Source organism: Arthrobacter sp. efr-133-R2A-63, from assembly GCF_030209795.1.
Classification (GTDB): Bacteria; Actinomycetota; Actinomycetes; order Actinomycetales; family Micrococcaceae; genus Arthrobacter; species Arthrobacter bambusae_A.
Genome location: NZ_JARVRG010000027.1, coordinates 25,433 through 43,797, shown reverse-complemented (window position 1 = coordinate 43,797; position 18,365 = coordinate 25,433). Strand labels below are relative to the sequence as shown.

At 61.8% G+C, this 18,365-nt stretch carries 29 protein-coding genes; 26 read left to right on the top strand and 3 right to left on the bottom strand.

Annotated features, from left to right (window positions below; translation table 11 throughout):
* Nucleotides 1-3: 3 nt before the first annotated feature.
* The 21 genes from rplD (at nt 4) to map (ending at nt 11,955) form a co-directional block, all read left to right on the top strand.
* Nucleotides 4-621 carry a 50S ribosomal protein L4 gene (rplD, locus tag QRN45_RS15440; RefSeq protein ID WP_059387361.1) on the top strand — a complete coding sequence of 206 codons (618 nt, stop codon included), beginning with the start codon at nt 4-6 and terminating at the stop codon, nt 619-621.
* Entirely contained in the window at nt 618-923 is a 306-nt protein-coding gene (rplW, locus tag QRN45_RS15435) for a 50S ribosomal protein L23 (RefSeq protein WP_059387362.1), read from the top strand. The genes rplD and rplW overlap by 4 nt, the downstream gene beginning before the upstream one ends.
* Before the next feature lie 29 nt (nt 924-952).
* Nucleotides 953-1,792: a 50S ribosomal protein L2 gene (gene rplB / locus QRN45_RS15430; RefSeq protein WP_264636747.1), complete on the top strand. Its 840-nt coding sequence runs from the start codon at nt 953-955 to the stop codon at nt 1,790-1,792.
* 12 nt (nt 1,793-1,804) lie between these two features.
* A complete protein-coding gene (gene rpsS / locus QRN45_RS15425; protein ID WP_018773666.1) occupies nt 1,805-2,086 on the top strand; it encodes a 30S ribosomal protein S19 in 282 nt (93 codons plus the stop codon).
* 37 nt (nt 2,087-2,123) lie between these two features.
* A complete protein-coding gene (gene rplV, locus QRN45_RS15420) occupies nt 2,124-2,489 on the top strand; it encodes a 50S ribosomal protein L22 (protein WP_028265103.1) in 366 nt (121 codons plus the stop codon).
* A complete protein-coding gene (gene rpsC / locus QRN45_RS15415; protein WP_028265102.1) occupies nt 2,490-3,326 on the top strand; it encodes a 30S ribosomal protein S3 in 837 nt (278 codons plus the stop codon). It abuts the gene before it with no gap.
* On the top strand, nt 3,327-3,743 hold the full coding sequence (rplP, locus tag QRN45_RS15410) for a 50S ribosomal protein L16 (RefSeq protein WP_028265101.1): 417 nt from the start codon (nt 3,327-3,329) through the stop codon (nt 3,741-3,743). It begins immediately after the preceding gene.
* Between the two features lie 2 nt (nt 3,744-3,745).
* On the top strand, nt 3,746-4,069 hold the full coding sequence (gene rpmC / locus QRN45_RS15405) for a 50S ribosomal protein L29 (RefSeq protein ID WP_059387364.1): 324 nt from the start codon (nt 3,746-3,748) through the stop codon (nt 4,067-4,069).
* On the top strand, nt 4,066-4,365 hold the full coding sequence (rpsQ, locus tag QRN45_RS15400; protein WP_059387365.1) for a 30S ribosomal protein S17: 300 nt from the start codon (nt 4,066-4,068) through the stop codon (nt 4,363-4,365). Before rpmC ends, rpsQ begins: the two co-directional genes overlap by 4 nt.
* Before the next feature lie 347 nt (nt 4,366-4,712).
* Nucleotides 4,713-5,081 carry a 50S ribosomal protein L14 gene (rplN, locus tag QRN45_RS15395; protein ID WP_003803789.1) on the top strand — a complete coding sequence of 123 codons (369 nt, stop codon included), beginning with the start codon at nt 4,713-4,715 and terminating at the stop codon, nt 5,079-5,081.
* A gap of 3 nt (nt 5,082-5,084) precedes the next feature.
* Entirely contained in the window at nt 5,085-5,444 is a 360-nt protein-coding gene (rplX, locus tag QRN45_RS15390; RefSeq protein WP_078108092.1) for a 50S ribosomal protein L24, read from the top strand.
* The gene (gene rplE, locus QRN45_RS15385; protein ID WP_059387367.1) at nt 5,444-6,022 is read left to right on the top strand and encodes a 50S ribosomal protein L5; all 579 of its coding nucleotides are present in this window, start codon (nt 5,444-5,446) and stop codon (nt 6,020-6,022) included. Before rplX ends, rplE begins: the two co-directional genes overlap by 1 nt.
* A 77-nt stretch (nt 6,023-6,099) precedes the next feature.
* The gene (rpsH, locus tag QRN45_RS15380) at nt 6,100-6,498 is read left to right on the top strand and encodes a 30S ribosomal protein S8 (protein WP_028265096.1); all 399 of its coding nucleotides are present in this window, start codon (nt 6,100-6,102) and stop codon (nt 6,496-6,498) included.
* 18 nt (nt 6,499-6,516) lie between these two features.
* The gene (rplF, locus tag QRN45_RS15375; protein WP_059387368.1) at nt 6,517-7,053 is read left to right on the top strand and encodes a 50S ribosomal protein L6; all 537 of its coding nucleotides are present in this window, start codon (nt 6,517-6,519) and stop codon (nt 7,051-7,053) included.
* Nucleotides 7,054-7,056: 3 nt separating this feature from the next.
* Nucleotides 7,057-7,440, top strand: coding sequence for a 50S ribosomal protein L18 (rplR, locus tag QRN45_RS15370; protein ID WP_059387369.1), 384 nt, complete (start codon nt 7,057-7,059; stop codon nt 7,438-7,440).
* A 29-nt stretch (nt 7,441-7,469) separates the two neighbouring features.
* Entirely contained in the window at nt 7,470-8,141 is a 672-nt protein-coding gene (gene rpsE, locus QRN45_RS15365) for a 30S ribosomal protein S5 (protein WP_171983517.1), read from the top strand.
* Nucleotides 8,142-8,143: 2 nt separating this feature from the next.
* On the top strand, nt 8,144-8,350 hold the full coding sequence (rpmD, locus tag QRN45_RS15360; protein ID WP_078108095.1) for a 50S ribosomal protein L30: 207 nt from the start codon (nt 8,144-8,146) through the stop codon (nt 8,348-8,350).
* Nucleotides 8,350-8,832, top strand: coding sequence for a 50S ribosomal protein L15 (gene rplO, locus QRN45_RS15355; protein WP_078108096.1), 483 nt, complete (start codon nt 8,350-8,352; stop codon nt 8,830-8,832). The genes rpmD and rplO overlap by 1 nt, the downstream gene beginning before the upstream one ends.
* Before the next feature lie 187 nt (nt 8,833-9,019).
* Nucleotides 9,020-10,330 carry a preprotein translocase subunit SecY gene (secY, locus tag QRN45_RS15350; protein ID WP_241707095.1) on the top strand — a complete coding sequence of 437 codons (1,311 nt, stop codon included), beginning with the start codon at nt 9,020-9,022 and terminating at the stop codon, nt 10,328-10,330.
* A gap of 5 nt (nt 10,331-10,335) precedes the next feature.
* A complete protein-coding gene (locus QRN45_RS15345) occupies nt 10,336-10,905 on the top strand; it encodes an adenylate kinase (RefSeq protein ID WP_264637975.1) in 570 nt (189 codons plus the stop codon).
* A 222-nt stretch (nt 10,906-11,127) separates the two neighbouring features.
* Nucleotides 11,128-11,955 (top strand): type I methionyl aminopeptidase, encoded by an 828-nt coding sequence (gene map / locus QRN45_RS15340; protein WP_264636746.1) that lies wholly within the window; start codon nt 11,128-11,130, stop codon nt 11,953-11,955.
* 86 nt (nt 11,956-12,041) lie between these two features.
* Here the strand turns inward: map and QRN45_RS15335 are convergent, their stop codons facing one another.
* The 3 genes from QRN45_RS15335 to QRN45_RS15325 all read right to left on the bottom strand — a co-directional run bounded on the left by QRN45_RS15335 (nt 12,042) and on the right by QRN45_RS15325 (nt 15,367).
* Entirely contained in the window at nt 12,042-13,388 is a 1,347-nt protein-coding gene (locus QRN45_RS15335; protein WP_284763879.1) for an ABC transporter substrate-binding protein, read from the bottom strand.
* 93 nt (nt 13,389-13,481) lie between these two features.
* Nucleotides 13,482-14,420 carry a carbohydrate ABC transporter permease gene (locus QRN45_RS15330; protein ID WP_284763877.1) on the bottom strand — a complete coding sequence of 313 codons (939 nt, stop codon included), beginning with the start codon at nt 14,418-14,420 and terminating at the stop codon, nt 13,482-13,484.
* Nucleotides 14,417-15,367, bottom strand: a complete 951-nt coding sequence (locus QRN45_RS15325; protein ID WP_284763876.1) for a carbohydrate ABC transporter permease — start codon at nt 15,365-15,367, stop codon at nt 14,417-14,419. The genes QRN45_RS15330 and QRN45_RS15325 overlap by 4 nt, the downstream gene beginning before the upstream one ends.
* Before the next feature lie 303 nt (nt 15,368-15,670).
* Between QRN45_RS15325 and QRN45_RS15320 the strand changes: the two genes are divergently transcribed.
* The 5 genes from QRN45_RS15320 to rpsK all read left to right on the top strand — a co-directional run bounded on the left by QRN45_RS15320 (nt 15,671) and on the right by rpsK (nt 18,363).
* A complete protein-coding gene (locus QRN45_RS15320) occupies nt 15,671-16,621 on the top strand; it encodes a P1 family peptidase (RefSeq protein WP_284763875.1) in 951 nt (316 codons plus the stop codon).
* Nucleotides 16,622-16,877: 256 nt separating this feature from the next.
* On the top strand, nt 16,878-17,099 hold the full coding sequence (gene infA / locus QRN45_RS15315; RefSeq protein ID WP_009358723.1) for a translation initiation factor IF-1: 222 nt from the start codon (nt 16,878-16,880) through the stop codon (nt 17,097-17,099).
* Between the two features lie 75 nt (nt 17,100-17,174).
* Entirely contained in the window at nt 17,175-17,288 is a 114-nt protein-coding gene (rpmJ, locus tag QRN45_RS15310) for a 50S ribosomal protein L36 (RefSeq protein WP_011775570.1), read from the top strand.
* Nucleotides 17,289-17,481: 193 nt separating this feature from the next.
* Entirely contained in the window at nt 17,482-17,859 is a 378-nt protein-coding gene (gene rpsM / locus QRN45_RS15305; protein WP_011775569.1) for a 30S ribosomal protein S13, read from the top strand.
* A 102-nt stretch (nt 17,860-17,961) separates the two neighbouring features.
* Nucleotides 17,962-18,363, top strand: coding sequence for a 30S ribosomal protein S11 (rpsK, locus tag QRN45_RS15300; RefSeq protein ID WP_028265083.1), 402 nt, complete (start codon nt 17,962-17,964; stop codon nt 18,361-18,363).
* The last annotated feature ends 2 nt before the right edge of the window (nt 18,364-18,365 follow it).

Genomic DNA, 18,365 nt, shown 5'->3' with positions numbered 1-18,365 from the left:
TAGATGACTAGCACTGTCAAGGTAGACCTGCCTGCAGAGATCTTCGACGTCCAGACCAACGTGCCGCTGCTGCACCAGGTCGTCGTCGCACAGCTCGCTGCTGCTCGCCAGGGTACCCACAAGACCAAGACCCGCGCCGAAGTTTCCGGTGCAGGCCGCAAGCCGTTCAAGCAGAAGGGCACCGGCCGCGCCCGTCAGGGTTCCATCCGTGCTCCCCACATGACCGGTGGTGGCATCGTCCACGGCCCGACGCCGCGTGACTACAGCCAGCGGACCCCCAAGAAGATGAAGGCTGCCGCACTGCGTGGCGCCCTGTCCGACCGCGCCCGTAACGGCCGCATCCACGTCGTTTCTGAACTGGTCGCCGGCACCAAGCCGTCCTCCAAGGCAGCACTCGCCGCGTTGCGTGCAGTCTCCGAGCGTCGGAACCTGCTCGTTGTTATCGAGCGCGCCAACGACGTTGCCGCACTGTCCGTGCGCAACCTCGCAGATGTTCACGTTCTGTACGCAGACCAGCTGAACACCTACGACGTGCTGGTTTCCGACGACGTTGTCTTCACCAAGGCTGCGTTCGAGGCTTTCATCGCTGACAAGGCAAAGAACGAGGAGGATGCCAAGTGAGTGCAGCCACCATCAAAGACCCGCGCGACGTCGTCATTGCACCCGTCGTTTCGGAAAAAAGCTACGGCCTGATCGACGAGGGCAAGTACACCTTCCTGGTGGACCCCCGCTCGAACAAGACCGAGATCAAGCTGGCCGTGGAGAAGATTTTCTCCGTCAAGGTCGAATCGATCAACACCATCAACCGTGCCGGTAAGCGCAAGCGGACCAAATTCGGCTGGGGACAGCGCAAGAGCACCAAGCGTGCAATTGTCACCCTCAAAGAAGGCACAATCGACATCTTCGGCGGTCCGCTCGCGTAGCGGAGACCACTTTAACGAGGAAATGAATTATGGGAATCCGTAAATACAAGCCGACTACCCCGGGCCGTCGCGGCTCGAGCGTAGCCGACTTCTCCGAAATCACGCGATCGACTCCGGAAAAGTCGTTGCTGCGTCCGCTGCACAAGACTGGCGGCCGTAACAACACCGGTAAGATCACTACCCGTCACAAGGGTGGTGGCCACAAGCGCCAGTACCGTCTGATCGACTTCCGTCGCCACGACAAAGACGGCATCAACGCCCGCGTTGCCGAAATCGAGTACGATCCGAACCGCACGGCTCGCATCGCCCTCCTGCACTACGTTGATGGCACCAAGCGTTACATCATCGCCCCGAACAAGCTGTCCCAGGGTGACTTCGTCGAGGCTGGCCCCGACGCTGACATCAAGCCGGGCAACAACCTGCCGCTGCGCAACATCCCGGTTGGTACCACCATCCACGCAGTTGAACTGCGTCCGGGTGGCGGCGCCAAGATGGCCCGTTCTGCAGGTGCCTCGGTTCAGCTCGTCGCCAAGGAAGGCCGTTTCGCCCAGCTGCGTCTGCCCTCCGGTGAAATCCGCAACGTTGACGTGCGCTGCCGCGCAACCGTCGGCGAGGTCGGCAACGCCGAGCAGTCGAACATCAACTGGGGCAAGGCCGGCCGTATGCGCTGGAAGGGCGTTCGCCCGACCGTCCGTGGTGTCGCCATGAACCCGGTCGATCACCCGCACGGTGGTGGTGAAGGTAAGACTTCCGGTGGACGTCACCCGGTCAACCCGAACGGTAAGCGTGAAGGCCGCACCCGCCGCCCCAACAAAGAGAGCGACAAGCTTATTGTTCGTCGCCGCCGTACTGGCAAGAACAAGCGATAGGAGCCTGGACACATGCCACGCAGCCTGAAAAAAGGTCCTTTCGTAGACCAGCACCTCTTTGTGAAGGTCGCCAGGGAAAACGAAAAGGGCACCAAGAACGTCATCAAGACCTGGTCCCGCCGTTCGATGATCGTCCCGGACATGCTGGGTCACACGATTGCCGTTCACGATGGACGCAAGCACATTCCGGTGTTTGTCACTGAGTCGATGGTCGGGCACAAGCTCGGCGAATTCGCTCCCACGCGGACATTCCGCGGCCATGTCAAGGACGACCGTAAGGGCAAGCGCCGCTAGGCGCTCGCTCTACGGCTAAGACGAGAGAAGGAAAGCAATGGAAGCCAAGGCTATTGCGCGTCACATCCGCGTAACGCCTATGAAGGCCCGGCGCGTCGTCAACCTTGTTCGTGGTAAGCAAGCGAATGAGGCTCTGGCAATTCTGAAGTTCGCCGAACAGGCAGCTTCGGAGCCGGTATTCAAGGTAGTTCAGTCGGCAATGGCAAACGCACGGGTCCTCGCGGACCGCGACGGCGTTGCCTTTGACGAAGGAGACCTCTACATCAGCGAAGCGTTTGTTGATGAAGGCCCGACCATGAAGCGGTTCCAGCCGCGTGCTCAGGGTCGCGCATTTCAGATCAAGAAGCGCACGAGCCACATCACCGTGGTAGTCGCTACCCCGGAGAAAGAGGAGGCTCGCTAAGTGGGACAGAAAGTAAACCCGCACGGGTTCCGACTCGGCATCACCACCGATCACGTATCGCACTGGTTTGCTGACAGCACCAAGGCTGGCCAGCGGTACAAGGACTTCGTTCGCGAAGACATCCGCATCCGCCAGCTCATGTCCACGGGCATGGAGCGCGCTGGCATCGCCAAGGTCGAAATCGAGCGCACCCGTGACCGTGTCCGCGTGGACATCCACACGGCTCGCCCGGGCATCGTCATCGGCCGCCGCGGCGCAGAGGCGGACCGCATTCGCGGCGAGCTCGAAAAGCTCACCGGCAAGCAGGTCCAGCTGAACATCCTCGAGGTCAAGAACCCCGAGATGGAAGCCCAGCTTGTTGCCCAGGGCGTTGCTGAGCAGCTGACTTCCCGCGTGGCTTTCCGCCGTGCGATGAAGAAGGCCATGCAGTCCGCGCAGCGTGCGGGTGCCAAGGGTATCCGTATTGCTTGCTCCGGTCGACTGGGTGGCGCAGAAATGTCCCGCTCGGAGTTCTACCGCGAAGGCCGTGTGCCGCTGCACACCCTGCGTGCGAACATCGACTACGGCTTCTACGAAGCCAAGACCACCTTCGGCCGCATCGGCGTGAAGGTTTGGATCTACAAGGGCGACGTCACTGCCAAGGAACTGGCTCAGCAGGCAGCTGCTGCTCCGTCCCGCGGCCGTGGTCCGAGCGACCGCCCGGGCCGCCCGGGTGGCGCCGACCGTGGTGACCGCCGTCGTCGTACCGACCGTCCGGCAGCTGACGCAGCACCTGTTGCTGCAGAGGCTCCGGCAGCTGAAGCTGCTGCTCCCGCAGCAGAAGGAGGACAGGCTTAAATGCTTATCCCACGTCGAGTCAAGCACCGTAAGCAGCACCACCCGGGTCGTTCCGGCGCTGCAACGGGCGGCACCAAGGTCACTTTCGGTGAGTACGGCATCCAGGCGCTGAGCCCGGCCTACGTCACGAACCGTCAGATCGAGTCTGCCCGTATCGCGATGACCCGCCACATCAAGCGTGGCGGCAAGGTCTGGATCAACATCTATCCGGACCGTCCGCTGACGAAGAAGCCGGCCGAAACCCGCATGGGTTCCGGTAAGGGTTCTCCGGAATGGTGGGTCGCAAACGTCAAGCCGGGCCGCGTTCTCTTCGAGCTCGCCGGTGTCAATGAAGAGGTAGCTCGCGAGGCACTGCGCCTGGCAATCCACAAGCTGCCGTTGAAGGCACGCATTGTGCGTCGCGAAGGTGGTGAATAGAAATGGCAGTAGGGTCGAAGGATCTCGCACCCGCACAGCTGGACGGTTTCGACAACGAGCGTCTCGTTGAAGAACTCCGCAAGTCCAAGGAAGAGCTGTTCAACCTGCGTTTCCAGTCCGCCACCGGACAGCTGGAGAACCACGGTCGTCTGCGCGCGGTAAAGAAGGACATCGCACGCATCTACACCGTTCTCCGTGAGCGCGAGCTGGGCATTCGTGCCGAGGTTGCCGCACCGGTTGTGGAAGCCAAGGAAGAAAAGAAGTCCAAGAAGGCAGAAGCCAAGGCTGAAAAGGCCGAAGCCGAGGCTGGAGAGGACGCCAAGTGAGCGAACAGAAGGAAACTGTGACGGAAGCAGCAGCCAGCGCTGAACAGCGCGGTTACCGTAAGACGCGTCGCGGCTACGTTGTCTCTGACAAGATGGAAAAGACCATCGTTGTTCAGGTCGAAGACCGCGTGAAGCACGCTCTGTACGGCAAGGTCATTCGCCGCACCTCGAAGATCAAGGCTCACGACGAGCAGAACACCGCCGGCATCGGCGACCTCGTTCTGATCTCTGAGACCCGCCCGCTGTCCGCTACAAAGCGGTGGCGCCTGGTCGAGATCCTCGAAAAGGCTAAGTAATCCCGCGCCGGGCTTTGTCCGGCAGCGATATGGATTGGTGGAAGGCCCGTATTCCGGAAGGAATGCGGGTCTTTCCGCGTTTCGGTCCCTAGCATGAAACGTGCTAGGATATTGAGTTTGTATGGCGCCAGTTGTGCGTCAACAACCACCTCGTAAACAATCGTGCCGCGGCATACTGCCCCGCGCAGTTATTTCCGCAAGGGAAGCTGATGCTGGCGGCACGGGAGTTTAGGCCTGCTCTGGCAAAATCCAGGCAGGTCAAGAGACACCCCGATCAACCGTTCCGCAAGGCTCATTCCGTATGCTCCATTTCGGTCTGAGAACCGGCGCGACGCAAGGAGTAAAAATTGATTCAGCAGGAGTCGCGACTGAAGGTCGCCGACAACACGGGTGCTAAGGAAATCCTTACCATTCGCGTTCTCGGTGGATCCGGCCGTCGCTACGCAGGCATTGGCGACGTCATTGTCGCAACCGTCAAGGACGCTATCCCGGGCGGCAACGTAAAGAAGGGTGACGTCGTCAAGGCTGTCATCGTTCGTACCAAGAAGGAACGCCGCCGTGCGGATGGTTCCTACATCAAGTTTGACGAGAACGCAGCTGTGATTCTGAAGAACGACGGCGACCCCCGCGGTACCCGTATCTTCGGCCCGGTTGGTCGTGAACTCCGTGACAAGAAGTTCATGAAGATCGTCTCCCTGGCCCCGGAGGTGCTTTAGTCCATGGCTAAAATCAAGAAGGGTGACCTCGTTCAGGTCATCACCGGAGCCAAGCAGGAGCGCGGCGGCGACCGCGGCAAGCAGGGCAAGGTCTTGCGCGTTTACCCGGAGGCCAACCGCCTCCTCGTAGAAGGCATCAACCGAGTCACCAAGCACACCAAGGTCGGTCAGTCGCAGCGCGGCACCAAGACCGGTGGCATCGAGGTCGTTGAGGCCCCGATCCACGTCTCCAACGTTGCTCTTGTTGACCCCTCGACCAAGAAGCCGACCCGCGTTGGTTTCCGTCTCGAGACCGTGGAGAAGGACGGCGTCTCCAAGACCGTCCGTGTCCGCGTGTCCAAGGCATCCGGGAAGGACATCTAATGACTGAGACTCTCGAGACTCCAGCGAAGATCGTTCCGCGTCTGAAGACGAAGTACGCCGATTCCATCAAGCAGACCCTGGTTGAGGAATTCAAGTACGAGAACGTGAACCAGGTTCCCCGCCTGGTGAAGGTTGTTGTGAACATGGGTGTTGGAGATGCCGCCAAGGACTCCAAGCTGATCGACGGCGCCGTCCGCGACCTCACCCTGATCACCGGCCAGAAGCCGCAGGTAACCAAGGCCCGCAAGTCGATTGCACAGTTCAAGCTGCGCGAAGGCATGCCCATCGGTGCACACGCAACTCTGCGTGGGGACCGTATGTGGGAGTTCGTGGACCGCCTCGTCACCCTCGCACTGCCCCGTATCCGCGACTTCCGCGGCCTCAACGGCAAGCAGTTCGACGGCAACGGCAACTACACCTTCGGTCTGACCGAGCAGGTTATGTTCCACGAAATCGACCAGGACTCCATCGACCGCGTTCGCGGTATGGACATCACGGTTGTCACCACTGCAAAGACCGATGACGAAGGCCGTGCGCTGCTCAAGGCACTTGGCTTCCCGTTCAAATCCGAAGACTAATAACTACGTAGTAGGTCCGGCCGCGGCTGCTTTGTAGCCCACGCGGAAACCATTACGAGGAAGGGCAAGAGCCCACAATGACTATGACAGATCCTGTCGCAGACATGCTTACGCGTCTGCGCAACGCCAACTCGGCATACCACGACACCGTGAGCATGCCGTACAGCAAGCTCAAGGCACGCGTTGCCGACATCCTGAAGGCAGAAGGCTACATCGCTGCTTGGAAGGAAGAGGAAGCCGAAGTCGGCAAGAAGCTGACCATCGACCTCAAGTTCGGTCCGAACCGCGAGCGTTCGATTGCTGGTGTCCGCCGCATTTCCAAGCCTGGTCTCCGCGTTTACGCGAAGTCCACCAACCTGCCTCACGTTCTGGGTGGCCTGGGTATCGCAATCCTGTCCACCTCTTCCGGCCTCCTGACTGACAAGCAGGCCGGCAAGAAGGGCGTGGGCGGCGAAGTCCTCGCGTACGTCTGGTAACGGGAAAGGAAGAGAATAATGTCACGTATTGGACGTCTCCCCATCACCGTTCCTGCCGGCGTTGAAGTTAAGGTTGATGGCTCTGTCATCAACGTCAAGGGCACCAAAGGCGAGCTGAGCCACACTGTAGCCAGCCCGATCGAGGTCACCCTGGACGAAAGCACCTTGACTGTCACCCGCCCGAACGACGAGCGCGCTTCGCGTTCCCTGCACGGCCTGACCCGTACCCTGATCGCCAACATGATCGAGGGCGTCACCAAGGGCTACGAAAAGAAGCTTGAAATCGTTGGTACCGGTTACCGCGTTCAGGCCAAGGGTTCTGACCTTGAGTTCGCTCTCGGCTTCAGCCACCCGGTCAATGTCTCCGCTCCGGAAGGCATCACCTTCACGGTGGAGGGGCCGACCAAGCTCTCCGTCGCTGGTATCTCAAAGCAGCAGGTCGGCGAGGTTGCTGCCAACATTCGCAAGCTGCGCAAGCCCGACCCCTACAAGGGCAAGGGTGTCCGTTACGCCGGCGAAGTTATCCGCCGCAAGGTCGGAAAGGCTGGTAAGTAAACCATGGCCATCGCAATTAACAAGAAGCGTACGAACAAGAGCAAGTCTGCTGCACGCAGCCGTCGCCAGCTTCGTATCCGCAAGCGCATCACCGGCACGGCTGTTCGTCCTCGTCTGGTCGTCAACCGCTCCGCACGCCACATCTTCGTCCAGGTTGTCGATGACAGCAAGGGTGTAACCGTGGCTTACGCTTCCACTTTGGAAGCTGACCTTCGTGCATTCGACGGCGACAAGACTGCCAAGGCCAAGCGCGTCGGCGAGCTCGTTGCCGGGCGTGCCAAGGCTGCAGGCATCGAAGCTGTTGTCTTCGACCGCGGTGGTAACAAGTACCACGGCCGGATCGCCGCCGTCGCTGACGGCGCACGTGAAGGTGGGCTGGCACTGTGACCGTTGAGAATAACGAAAAGGACATTCAGGTGACTGAAGCTGCAGCTGCTGAGGCAACTGAGACTGCTGCTGCCACCGACGACCGCCGCGGCGGCCGTCGTGGCGAGCGTGGTGACCGTGGCCAGGGCCGCGGCGACCGTGGTGGCCGTGGTGGCCGCGACGGCGGTCGCGAGGCCGAGAAGAGCCAGTTCGTAGAGCGCGTTGTAACCATCAACCGTGTTGCCAAGGTCGTCAAGGGTGGTCGTCGCTTCAGCTTCACCGCACTCGTCGTCGTCGGTGACGGCAACGGCCTGGTTGGCGTTGGCTACGGCAAGGCGAAGGAAGTTCCGGCAGCTATCGCGAAGGGCGTTGAAGAGGCTAAGAAGTCCTTCTTCCGCGTTCCCCGCGTTGGCAACACCATCCCGCACCGCGTGCAGGGTGAGGCCGCAGCAGGCGTTGTCATGCTGCGTCCGGCTTCCCCGGGTACCGGTGTTATCGCCGGTGGTCCGGTCCGCGCGGTACTGGAATGCGTCGGTATCCACGACGTTCTCTCCAAGTCGCTCGGTTCCTCGAACGCCATCAACATCGTTCACGCGACTGTTGACGCCCTGAAGCGACTGGAAGAGCCCGCTTCCGTGGCAGCCCGCCGTGGCCTGCCGCTGGACGAGGTTGCTCCTGCTGCTCTGGTGCGCGCACTCCAGAACCAGAAGGCAGGTGTCTAGTCATGGCTAAGAACCTGACTCCCTCCGACGCTCAGTTGGAGATCACCCAGATCAAGGGCGTCATCGGCGCCAAGCAGAACCAGCGTGAAACCCTGCGGTCCCTCGGCCTCAAGCGCATCGGACACACCGTTGTCCGCAGCGCCGACGCCGTGACTGTCGGAATGCTCAACACGGTTCCGCACCTCGTGAATGTAGAGGAGGCGAAGTAATGGCTGAGAACAAGACTGCCGCAGAGGCTGCCGACAAGCAGAACACTCTGAAGGTCCACCACCTGCGTCCCGCCCCCGGTGCCAAGACTGCCAAGACCCGTGTTGGTCGTGGTGAAGGCTCCAAGGGTAAGACCGCCGGTCGCGGTACCAAGGGTACGAAGGCCCGCTACCAGGTCAAGGCTGGCTTTGCCGGCGGCCAGCTGCCGCTGCACATGCGCCTGCCGAAGCTTCGCGGCTTCAAGAACCCGTTCCGGGTTGAGTTCCAGGTTGTGAACCTGGACAAGCTCAACGAGCTGTTCCCGGAAGGTGGCGCTGTCACCGTCGAGGCACTGGTTGAGAAGGGTGCCGTTCGCAAGAACCAGCCCGTCAAGGTGCTGGGCACCGGCGACATCACCGTCAAGGTTGACGTCACCGCCCACGCTTTCTCCTCCAGCGCTGCTGAGAAGATCGCAGCAGCAGGCGGAACCACCACTGCCCTCTAAGGGCTCTGGGGCTATCGCCCGCTGTGAAAGACTCCCGGTGTGGAGGGCTTCGGCCCCTCGCGCCGGGAGTTTTTTCATATGGCGCGCACCCCTCGATTGTTCGCATCGCGCATCAAACCGTTAGACTCGGGTGTTGGGTTTCAATGACCCCTTTCGACACCCTTGGACTTTTAACTCAGGAGGACGCTTGCTAAGCGCATTCGGCCGGGCATTTCGGACGCCTGATCTGCGACGCAAGTTGTTGTTCACGCTGGGAATCATCACAATCTTCCGCTTGGGAGCTTTTATCCCCTCGCCTGGTGTGAGCTACCAAAATGTTCAGCAATGTTTGTCAAGCAATCAGGACCAGGGCGGCCTCTACCAGCTCGTCAACCTGTTCAGCGGTGGTGCACTGCTGCAGGTTTCGATCTTTGCCCTGGGGATCATGCCGTACATCACGGCCAGCATCATCGTGCAGCTGCTCCGCGTGGTCATTCCGCGGTTCCAGCAGCTGTATGACGAAGGTGCCTCCGGCCAGTCGAAGCTGACGCAGTACACGCGTTATCTGACCATTGCGCTGGGCCTGCTGAACGCCACCACTTTGGTATCGCTGGCTCGCTCCGGGCAGCTGCTGCCCAACTGCCAGCTCCCGATCATCCCGGACACGAGCATCATTGCCACGATTCTTGTGGTCATCACCTTGACGGCTGGTACGGGACTCATCATGTGGATGGGCGAACTTGTGACCGAGAAGGGCGTGGGCAACGGTATGTCCCTGCTCATCTTCACGTCCATCGCAGCCGGTTTCCCGACCTCCCTTGGGGCCATCTGGAATTCCAAGGGACCGGGCACCTTCTTCACGGTGTTGGCGATCGGTCTCGTGACCGTGGCCCTCGTGGTCTTCGTGGAGCAGTCACAGCGGCGCATTCCGGTCCAGTACGCGAAGCGTATGATCGGCCGGCGCACTGTCGGCGGGACAAGCACGTACATCCCCGTCAAGGTGAACATGGCCGGCGTCGTGCCCGTCATCTTCGCTTCCTCCATGCTCTACCTGCCGGGGCTGATTGCGCAGTTCAACCAGCCGAAGGCCGGGGAGACCATTGCCCCGTGGGTTGAGTGGATCAACAACAACCTCACCAAGGGCGACCACCCCATCTACATGGCGCTGTACTTCGTCATGATTGTGTTCTTCACCTACTTCTACGTCGCGATCACCTTCAACCCTGAAGAGGTCTCGGACAACATGAAGAAGTACGGCGGGTTCATTCCGGGCATCCGGGCGGGTAAACCGACCGCGGACTACCTGCAGTACGTGCTTTCCAGGATCACCCTCCCCGGAGCCTTCTACCTGGGCTTCGTGGCGTTGATTCCGCTGGTCGCACTTGTCCTGATCAGCGCCAACCAGAACTTCCCGTTCGGTGGCACGTCAATTCTGATCATGGTTGGTGTGGGCCTGGAAACCGTCAAGCAGATTGATGCGCAGCTACAACAACGTCACTACGAAGGGCTTTTGCGATGACGAGAATGCTGATCATTGGACCCCCGGGTTCGGGCAAGGGAACCCAAGCCGAGCGGATTTCCGGGCGCTTGGGCGTAGTCGCCATTTCCACCGGCGACATCTTCCGTGCAAACGTCAAGGGCGAAACCCCGCTGGGTATCGAAGCCAAGAAGTACATGGACGCCGGCGATTTCGTTCCGGACAGCGTCACCAACAAGATGGTCCGCGACCGGCTGAGCGAGAGCGACGTCGAGAACGGGTTCCTGCTCGACGGGTACCCGCGCACCACCGCCCAGGTGGAATACCTGGACCAGATCCTCGCCGACACCGAAGAGAAGCTCGACGTCGTGCTTCAGCTGACGGCCGACGACGAGGAACTTGTTTCACGCTTGCTGGGCCGCGCCAAGGAGACCGGGCGCTCGGATGACAACGAAGGTGTCATCCGCCACCGCCTGGACCTTTACCACGAGCAGACCGAGGCCGTCGTGGCCAAGTATGCCGAACGCGGCATCCTGACCCGAGTTGATGGCATTGGCGGCATCGACGAGGTCACGGACCGTGTGTTGCTGGCCATCGAGGCTGCCAAGGCGGTCTAGTTGCCGCATGACTCGTGAAAAGGGCGTGTCCCGCATCCGGAGTGAAATACTCCGGATGCGGGACACGCCCTTTTCTGCACCCCTCCCGGACCGCGCATCGTGAGGCCTCCGGCATGTTTGCGGCTCCGGTTTCCGGCACGGGCGCGGATGCGGGAAAATAGGGGATCAGAGGGTGATCTGCTTCTGCAGCCCACTACAAGCAGTACACGACAAGAGGAGACCATGGCGTTCGGCCAGCCCCGCATCGAATACAAGACCAACGAGCAAATGCGCAAGATGCACGAGACCGGATTGGTCCTCAGCAGAGCGCTCGACGCGGCCGTTGAAGCTGCGAAACCAGGTGTGACCACGCGCGAGATCGACGCTGTGTTTGCGGCGGTCCTCATCGACGCTGGAGCGAAGTCGAATTTCCTCGGTTACCACGGCTTCCCGGCCACCATCTGCACGTCCGTCAACGAGGAGGTAGTCCACGGCATTCCCGGTGACCGCGTCCTCCAGGACGGGGACATCATCTCGATTGATGGCGGAGCAATCGTGGACGGTTGGCACTCCGACTCGGCGCGCACCGTGATAGTCGGGACGGCGGATCCTGAAGACCAGCGGCTCTCGGATGTCACCCAGGCCGCCATGTGGCGTGGAATCGCTGCTTTGGCGAAGGGCAAGTTCGTGGGCGATATCGGCAACGCCGTGGATGACTACGTCTCCTCCGCGCCGGGAAAGCCGCTGGGCATCCTGGAAGACTACGTAGGCCACGGCATCGGTTCCGAGATGCACATGGCCCCTGACGTGTTGAACTACCGCACCACGCACCGCGGTCCGAAGATCAGGCCGGGACTGTGCCTCGCGATTGAACCCATGCTCGTCCGCGGCAGCATTGAAACAGCAACCCTCGACGACGACTGGACCGTGGTGACCACCGACGGCAAGCGTTCGTGCCAGTGGGAGCACTCGGTCGCCGTCCACGAAAAGGGCATCTGGGTGCTTTCCGCGCCCGACGGCGGCGCGGAGCAGCTGGTGCCGCTCGGCGTCGTGCCCGTTCCGATTCCCTGACGTCCGGGCCCGAAACCGATACGCAAAATCCCTGGCGACTCCGGAATTCCGGTGTCGCCAGGGATTTTGCGTATCAGGGGAGTTAGCTAGCTCTTGAGCTTGGGCTTCACGTCCTTGGTGTAGATGCCATCGAGTGTTGCCTTGAGGTCCGTCATGGTGGCCTTGACATCGCCTTGCTGGGTGAGGATCTTCGCGGCAGCCTTGGCCATCTCCTGGTCGGCACCGGGCAGGAACACCCGGGCGTTGTCCTGCACCTTGGTCACTGCGAGCTGGTCCATGGCCGTCTTGATCTGCGGGGTCTTGGCGAGGACAGCCGTCATGTCCGCGGAGACGCGCGTGGGCATGTATCCGGTCGCGGCGGAGAACGCCGCGGTGTTCTCCGGTTCGGTCATGAATTTCAGGAAGGTGGCAGCTGCGAGCTGGACCTCCTTGCTGACCCCGCTGGGGATCCCGAGGCCCGCTCCGCCGGTGGGGCAGACGTTGGTCGCGGCTTTGGGTCCGCCGGGCAGGAAGCCGACGCCGACGTTGAACTTGGCGGACTTCAGCACGCCCAGCAGGTCGCCGGTGGAGGAGATCGTGGTGGACGTGATGCCTGCGGCGAAGTCGTCCGCGGCGTTCTTGGAGGAGACGCCGGCCCACTTGTCCTTGTAGATGGAGTCCTGGGCCCACTGCAGCGCCGCGACGGACTCCGGGGAATCGCAGTTGAAGGTCCAGCCGTTGGACCAGCTGCCGCCCCAGCCCCACAGGTTGTTCTGCAGGGTCCAGCCGGCGTACCCGGCAAGGGCGGGGTAGATGTAGGCGTACTTCGCGCCCGAGCTGGCCTGGAGCTTCGGGGCCCAGTCGGCGAACTCCTGCCACGTCTTGGGAGCGCGGTCCGGAAGGCCGGCGGCCTTGAAATGGTCCTTGTTGTAGTAGAAGAGCGGGGTGGAACGGCCATAGGGGAGCGCCCACTGCTTGTTGGCGTATTGGTAGTCCGCAACGAGGGACTTCTGGAAGTCGTCAATCTTGACGTCCAGCTGCTTGATGAGTCCGTCCAACGGGATGATGTTGCCGTTGGTGTAGTAGCGGAACCACCAGACGTCCGAGAGTACTACGAGGCCGGGGAGGGCCGACTTGGCGGCCTGGGAGGTCTGGAACTTCTGGGCGATTTCCTCGTAGTTGGCGCCTGCCGTCACGAGGTTCACTTTGATGTCCGGGAACTTAGCCTGGAACTTGTCGACGATGGATTGCTCGACGGCCTGGGACTGCCCGGGGTGGCTGGTCCAGAAGTCGAACGAACCGGCCGGCTTGACGCCGGTGAAGTCGATGTCCGAAGGGCTGCTGCTCGCTGCGCTGCCGCTGGTCGACGGACCGCCGCATGCTGCCAGGGCGGCGGCGCCGACTCCGAGGCCGGCGAGCCCCAGGAAGTTTCTACGGTCAAGGTTCATTGCCATGGTTGGTCCTCTCAAGGATGCAAAGGTGGTGAGGTTGTGTCTGGACGGTGCGGCCGGGGTTCGGGGAAGGCCGCGCTGGATGGTGCGGTGTAGCTAGCCTGTGACGCTGCCCTGGGTGAGCCCGGCAACGATGTAGCGCTGCAACGCTGCGAAGACCAGGAGGATGGGGATGATGACGAGTACGGCTCCGGCCATCAGGATTCCCCAGCCTGCGCCGTTTCCTTCAGAGTTCTGAAGCAGGGTCAGGCCGACCGGGAGGGTCATGGTTTCCGGCCGGTCCGTGATGATCAGGGGCCAGATGTAGTCGTTCCATTCGCTGACCACCGTGACGAGGGCAACGGTGGCGATGGACGGGAGCGAGACAGGAACGACAACTTGCCACAGCCTGCGCCAATGGCCGGCGCCGTCGATTTCCGCGGCTTCGAGGATGGAAGCCGGAAGCGTCTTGAAATGCTGGCGAAGGAGGAAAGTCCCAAAGGCCGTGCCGAGGCCCGGAAGAATGATCCCCCACAGGGTGTTCTTCCCGCCGATTCCCGCGATCAAAATGTAGTTGGGGAGGATCGACACCTGCGGCGGCACCATCAGGGCCACGAGGATCACCACGAAGATGACGTTCTTGAACGGGAAGCGGACAAAAACCAGGGCGTAGGCGGTCAGGATCGCCAGGATCACCTTGACCGTGGAGCCGACCGTGGTGACGATGAGGCTGTTCAGGAAGAACCGCGCGAACGGCACCGTGGTCATGGCCGTGTGGTAGTTATCGAGGTTCAGGCCCTGCGGCAGGATCTTGAGATCAGTGGTGACGATTTCGCCCGGCTGCTTGAAGGAACTCAACACCATCCACAACAGCGGGAGGACAACCACGAGCGTGGCCACGATCAGCGGGATATAACCTCCGGCCAGTGTCTGGACCAGGTTTGCGCGGGAGAACGGCTTGTCACGCCGCGCTGGGAGATCCGGACCGCCGTCGGGAGCTTTCAGGGCCCCGACGCCGCTAGCGGGGTTGGGGCTGACGGGAGAGAGCGTGCTCATGAGTAGTGCACCTTCCGTTCGACGAACCGCAACTGGAGCACGGTGATGATGAGCAGGATGGCGAAGAGCACCACCGAGATGGCGGCGGAGTACCCGGCGCGGTTGTAGGCGCCGAAGGCTTGCAGATACGCCTCGTAGATCAGCGTGCTGGTGCCGTTGCCCAGCGGTGTCATGATCCGGATGAGGTCAAAGGCCTGAAGCGAGCTGATCATCGTGGTGATCAGGAGGAAGAACGTTGTGGGCGAGAGCAGCGGAACGGAGATGCTCATGAAGCGGCGGAGGCCGTTGGCTCCGTCCAGGGACGCTGCCTCCATGACGTCCTTCGGGAGTGACTGGAGCCCGGCAAGGTACACGACGGCGCAATAGCCGAGGTTCTTCCACACGTAGACGATGATGACCATCACGAGGGAGAGCTGCGGATCGTTGATCCACTGCGGGCTTTGCTGGCCGATGCCGCGGAGCAGCCAGGACAGCACGCCGTATCCGGGGTCGAAGATGAACAGCCACACGAGGCCGACACCCACGCCGCTGAGGACGTAGGGGGCGAAGACCGCTGAACGCGCAAATGTGGTGCCGCGGACCTTCGCGTTCAAGGCGAGGGCCACCAAGGGGCCCAGCACCATGGAACCGCCGACGGTGACCACGGTGAAGACGAGGGTGGTGCCAAGTACTTGCGGAGCGTCGGAGCTGGTGAAGAAGGCGACATAGTTGTCAAGGCCCACAACAGTGGCCGAGGTGGAGCCCAAGGTCCAGTCGAGGGTCGAGTAGTACATGTTGTTGATCAAGGGCAGATACGTGAACACCGCGATCAGCGCCAAGTTCGGCAGGGCCAGTGCCAGGAACACGAAGAAGTCGCGTCGGGTTCGGCCGGACCAACGTCCCCGGCGCTGAAGGGCCGGGACAGCCTGCGCGGTGGCCGCGGGGCTGCTAGTCAGCTGTCTTGTCATGGGAGGTCTCTAACGGTTCGCAGATATCGGGGCGCGCCGGACTCGGACTGGTGGGTCAAGGGGGCGGCTAGATTTACCTCACCACACGGGAGCCTCTGTCAAGTCACAAAAAGGGCAGTTCGCGGGATTGTTGGACAAGGCTTTTGCGCTTGTTTACTCGATGTTTCGTGACGGGTGGGGCGGTGTTTACATTCGAGGCACGACTACCGCTTGTGCCCAACTGGCTCGCAGTTGTTGTCGTTTAGACGGCTCATAACGACAACAACTGCGAGCTACTTGGGTGAGGGGGAGCAGAATGGGCACATGACTTCCAAGATCACTGATGTGCCTGGAATCCGGGTGGGACATGTCCAACGGACCGGCGATGGCTGGCTGAGCGGGGTGACCGTTGTCCTCCCGCCTCCGGGGACGGTGGGTTCGGTGGACGTACGCGGCGGCGGGCCGGGCACGCACGAGACGGACGCGCTCGACCCCACCACCCTGGTGCCCACGGTCGACGCCGTCGTGCTCACCGGCGGGAGTGCCTTCGGTTTGGTCACGGCCCACGGTGCCCAGCGATGGTGCGAAGAACAAGGACGCGGATTCGCGGTGCCCGGGGGAGTGGTGCCGATCGTTCCGGCCGCGGCAATCTTCGACCTGGGCCGCGGCGGCGACTTTGCCGCCCGCCCCGACGAAGCCATGGGATACGAAGCGGCCGGTGCGGCCGCGGCGTCGGGCGAGCACGCCGACGTCGGGCGCGGAAACGTCGGTGCCGGTACCGGTGCCGTGATCGGGCGGGGCGCGTTCAAAGGGGGAGTGGGGACCGCGTCCATCACCCTGGACGGGGGCGTGGTGGTGGGTGCGCTCGCAGTGGTCAACGCGCTGGGGATGCCTATCGGCGCATCGTCCGGGCGGGGGGAATCCGCCAACTCCGAACCGGCTGGACCCCCGGCACTGAACACCACACTCGTCGTCGTCGCCACGAACGCGGTCCTCGACCCCGCCGAATGCAAGCGCACCGCGAGTGCCGCGCACGCCGGCCTCGCCCGGGCGCTGAGTCCTTCCCATACCCTCGCCGACGGCGACACTGTGTTCGCGTTGGCGACGGGCGCCGTCGCGCTTGACCGCAGTTCGGAACAAGCAAGGCAGGCTTCGCTCATTACCCTGCAAAGCGCGGCGGCAGACGCCGTCCGCCTTGCTGTCCTCGATGGTGTCGCGGCTGCGGAATCGATCACGACGGCGGCAGGCACCTTCCCCGCCTACGGCGCGGTCTAGCGGGATTCGCGGGGCTCCGCGGCACGGTGAAGGGTGACACCGTGCCGCTGTCTGCGCTAGCATGGGCGGATTTAACTTTCGCGCCGTCTTGGCGTAGAGTTGTCTGTTGGTTGTCTGCACAGCCACGCCCATTTAACAGGTCGCGAGTCCTGCTTCGTGGAGTGGTAGGAGCCGGACGGCCAAACAAACAAAAAACGTCCGCAGATTTTCCGGTGCCTAACCGGAGGATTGCGGCAAACAACAGTTAGCGGAGGATATGGCCAAGAAGGACGGGGTCATTGAGATCGAGGGCGTTGTGACTGAGGCGCTGCCCAATGCGATGTTTCGCGTTGAGCTCACCAACAAGCACATCGTTCTTGCACATATCTCGGGGAAGATGCGACAGCACTACATCAGGATTCTCCCTGAGGACCGCGTAGTGGTGGAGCTAAGCCCTTACGACCTCACACGTGGTCGCATCGTCTACCGTTACAAGTAATTGCTGGGCGGCAGCCTTGGGAAACCGGGGTAGTTGCCGCGACAGCTGACCAACTGCAACACGCAAAGGAACGCCATGAAGGTCAAGCCGAGCGTTAAGCAGATCTGCGACAAGTGCAAAGTGATCCGCCGTAATGGCCGGGTCATGGTGATCTGCGAGAACCCGCGCCACAAGCAGCGCCAGGGCTAATTCCCCGCAAGGGAACTAGCGCCCGAGAGGGCAAACCTGGGTTGCTAACCCACGCAAGTAAATAAAGGCAGCACAAGCTGAATCGGGACGTATCAGAGCCTGGACAGCTAACCCCCGGTCGGAGGCTGGGGCCGCACTGAAAGTGCGGGTGTACTGCCTACGACCTCCGGTTTATTCAAGGAGTACTGCCACTATGGCTCGTCTCGCTGGCGTAGACATTCCCCGCGAAAAGCGGTTGGAAATTGCGCTTACTTACATCTACGGCGTGGGCAAGACCCGTGCACACGAAACCCTGGCTGCCACCGGCATCAGCGCTGACGTTCGCGTCAAGGACCTGACTGACGCCGAGCTGGTCCAGCTGCGTGACTACATTGAAGGCAACTACAAGGTTGAGGGTGACCTTCGCCGCGAAGTAGCAGCAGATATCCGCCGCAAGGTTGAAATCGGCAGCTACGAAGGCCTGCGTCACCGCAAGGGCCTGCCCGTACGCGGTCAGCGTACGAAGACCAACGCTCGTACCCGCAAGGGCCCGAAGCGTACCGTCGCCGGCAAGAAGAAAGCCGGCCGCTAGTCCCCATTCGCCCCCTAAAATCGCTGCGCGATTTTAGGGAACCCGGCAAATGTGGGCCCAAGCAGCTGACTTTCCCCCAATAAACTTTCTGTAGGAGAAATAATGCCCCCGAAGACTCGTGGCGCGGTTCGCAAGCCGCGTAAGAAGGACAAGAAGAATATCGCGCTTGGCCAGGCGCACATCAAGAGCACCTTTAACAACACCATCGTGTCCATCACGGACCCGAACGGTGCTGTAATCTCCTGGGCTTCCGCCGGTGAGGTTGGATTCAAGGGCTCCCGCAAGTCCACCCCGTTCGCCGCCCAGATGGCTGCCGAGGCTGCTGCAAAGCGCGCCCAGGAGCACGGTCTGCGCAAGGTTGACGTGTTCGTCAAGGGACCGGGATCCGGACGCGAGACCGCAATCCGTTCGCTGCAGGCCGCTGGCCTTGAGGTCGGCTCCATCCAGGACGTCACCCCCAGCGCCCACAACGGTTGCCGCCCGCCGAAGCGCCGCCGCGTCTAATT

Coding starts and splice junctions, on each gene's coding strand:
- rplD (WP_059387361.1), top strand. CDS start 4: ATGACTAGCACTGTCAAGGTAGACCTGCCTGCAGAGATCTTCGACGTC.
- rplB (WP_264636747.1), top strand. CDS start 953: ATGGGAATCCGTAAATACAAGCCGACTACCCCGGGCCGTCGCGGCTCG.
- rpsS (WP_018773666.1), top strand. CDS start 1,805: ATGCCACGCAGCCTGAAAAAAGGTCCTTTCGTAGACCAGCACCTCTTT.
- rplV (WP_028265103.1), top strand. CDS start 2,124: ATGGAAGCCAAGGCTATTGCGCGTCACATCCGCGTAACGCCTATGAAG.
- rplP (WP_028265101.1), top strand. CDS start 3,327: ATGCTTATCCCACGTCGAGTCAAGCACCGTAAGCAGCACCACCCGGGT.
- rpmC (WP_059387364.1), top strand. CDS start 3,746: ATGGCAGTAGGGTCGAAGGATCTCGCACCCGCACAGCTGGACGGTTTC.
- rplX (WP_078108092.1), top strand. CDS start 5,085: ATGGCTAAAATCAAGAAGGGTGACCTCGTTCAGGTCATCACCGGAGCC.
- rplE (WP_059387367.1), top strand. CDS start 5,444: ATGACTGAGACTCTCGAGACTCCAGCGAAGATCGTTCCGCGTCTGAAG.
- rpsH (WP_028265096.1), top strand. CDS start 6,100: ATGACTATGACAGATCCTGTCGCAGACATGCTTACGCGTCTGCGCAAC.
- rplF (WP_059387368.1), top strand. CDS start 6,517: ATGTCACGTATTGGACGTCTCCCCATCACCGTTCCTGCCGGCGTTGAA.
- rplR (WP_059387369.1), top strand. CDS start 7,057: ATGGCCATCGCAATTAACAAGAAGCGTACGAACAAGAGCAAGTCTGCT.
- rpmD (WP_078108095.1), top strand. CDS start 8,144: ATGGCTAAGAACCTGACTCCCTCCGACGCTCAGTTGGAGATCACCCAG.
- rplO (WP_078108096.1), top strand. CDS start 8,350: ATGGCTGAGAACAAGACTGCCGCAGAGGCTGCCGACAAGCAGAACACT.
- QRN45_RS15345 (WP_264637975.1), top strand. CDS start 10,336: ATGCTGATCATTGGACCCCCGGGTTCGGGCAAGGGAACCCAAGCCGAG.
- map (WP_264636746.1), top strand. CDS start 11,128: ATGGCGTTCGGCCAGCCCCGCATCGAATACAAGACCAACGAGCAAATG.
- QRN45_RS15335 (WP_284763879.1), bottom strand. CDS start 13,388: ATGGCAATGAACCTTGACCGTAGAAACTTCCTGGGGCTCGCCGGCCTC.
- QRN45_RS15330 (WP_284763877.1), bottom strand. CDS start 14,420: ATGAGCACGCTCTCTCCCGTCAGCCCCAACCCCGCTAGCGGCGTCGGG.
- QRN45_RS15325 (WP_284763876.1), bottom strand. CDS start 15,367: ATGACAAGACAGCTGACTAGCAGCCCCGCGGCCACCGCGCAGGCTGTC.
- QRN45_RS15320 (WP_284763875.1), top strand. CDS start 15,671: ATGACTTCCAAGATCACTGATGTGCCTGGAATCCGGGTGGGACATGTC.
- infA (WP_009358723.1), top strand. CDS start 16,878: ATGGCCAAGAAGGACGGGGTCATTGAGATCGAGGGCGTTGTGACTGAG.
- rpmJ (WP_011775570.1), top strand. CDS start 17,175: ATGAAGGTCAAGCCGAGCGTTAAGCAGATCTGCGACAAGTGCAAAGTG.
- rpsM (WP_011775569.1), top strand. CDS start 17,482: ATGGCTCGTCTCGCTGGCGTAGACATTCCCCGCGAAAAGCGGTTGGAA.
- rpsK (WP_028265083.1), top strand. CDS start 17,962: ATGCCCCCGAAGACTCGTGGCGCGGTTCGCAAGCCGCGTAAGAAGGAC.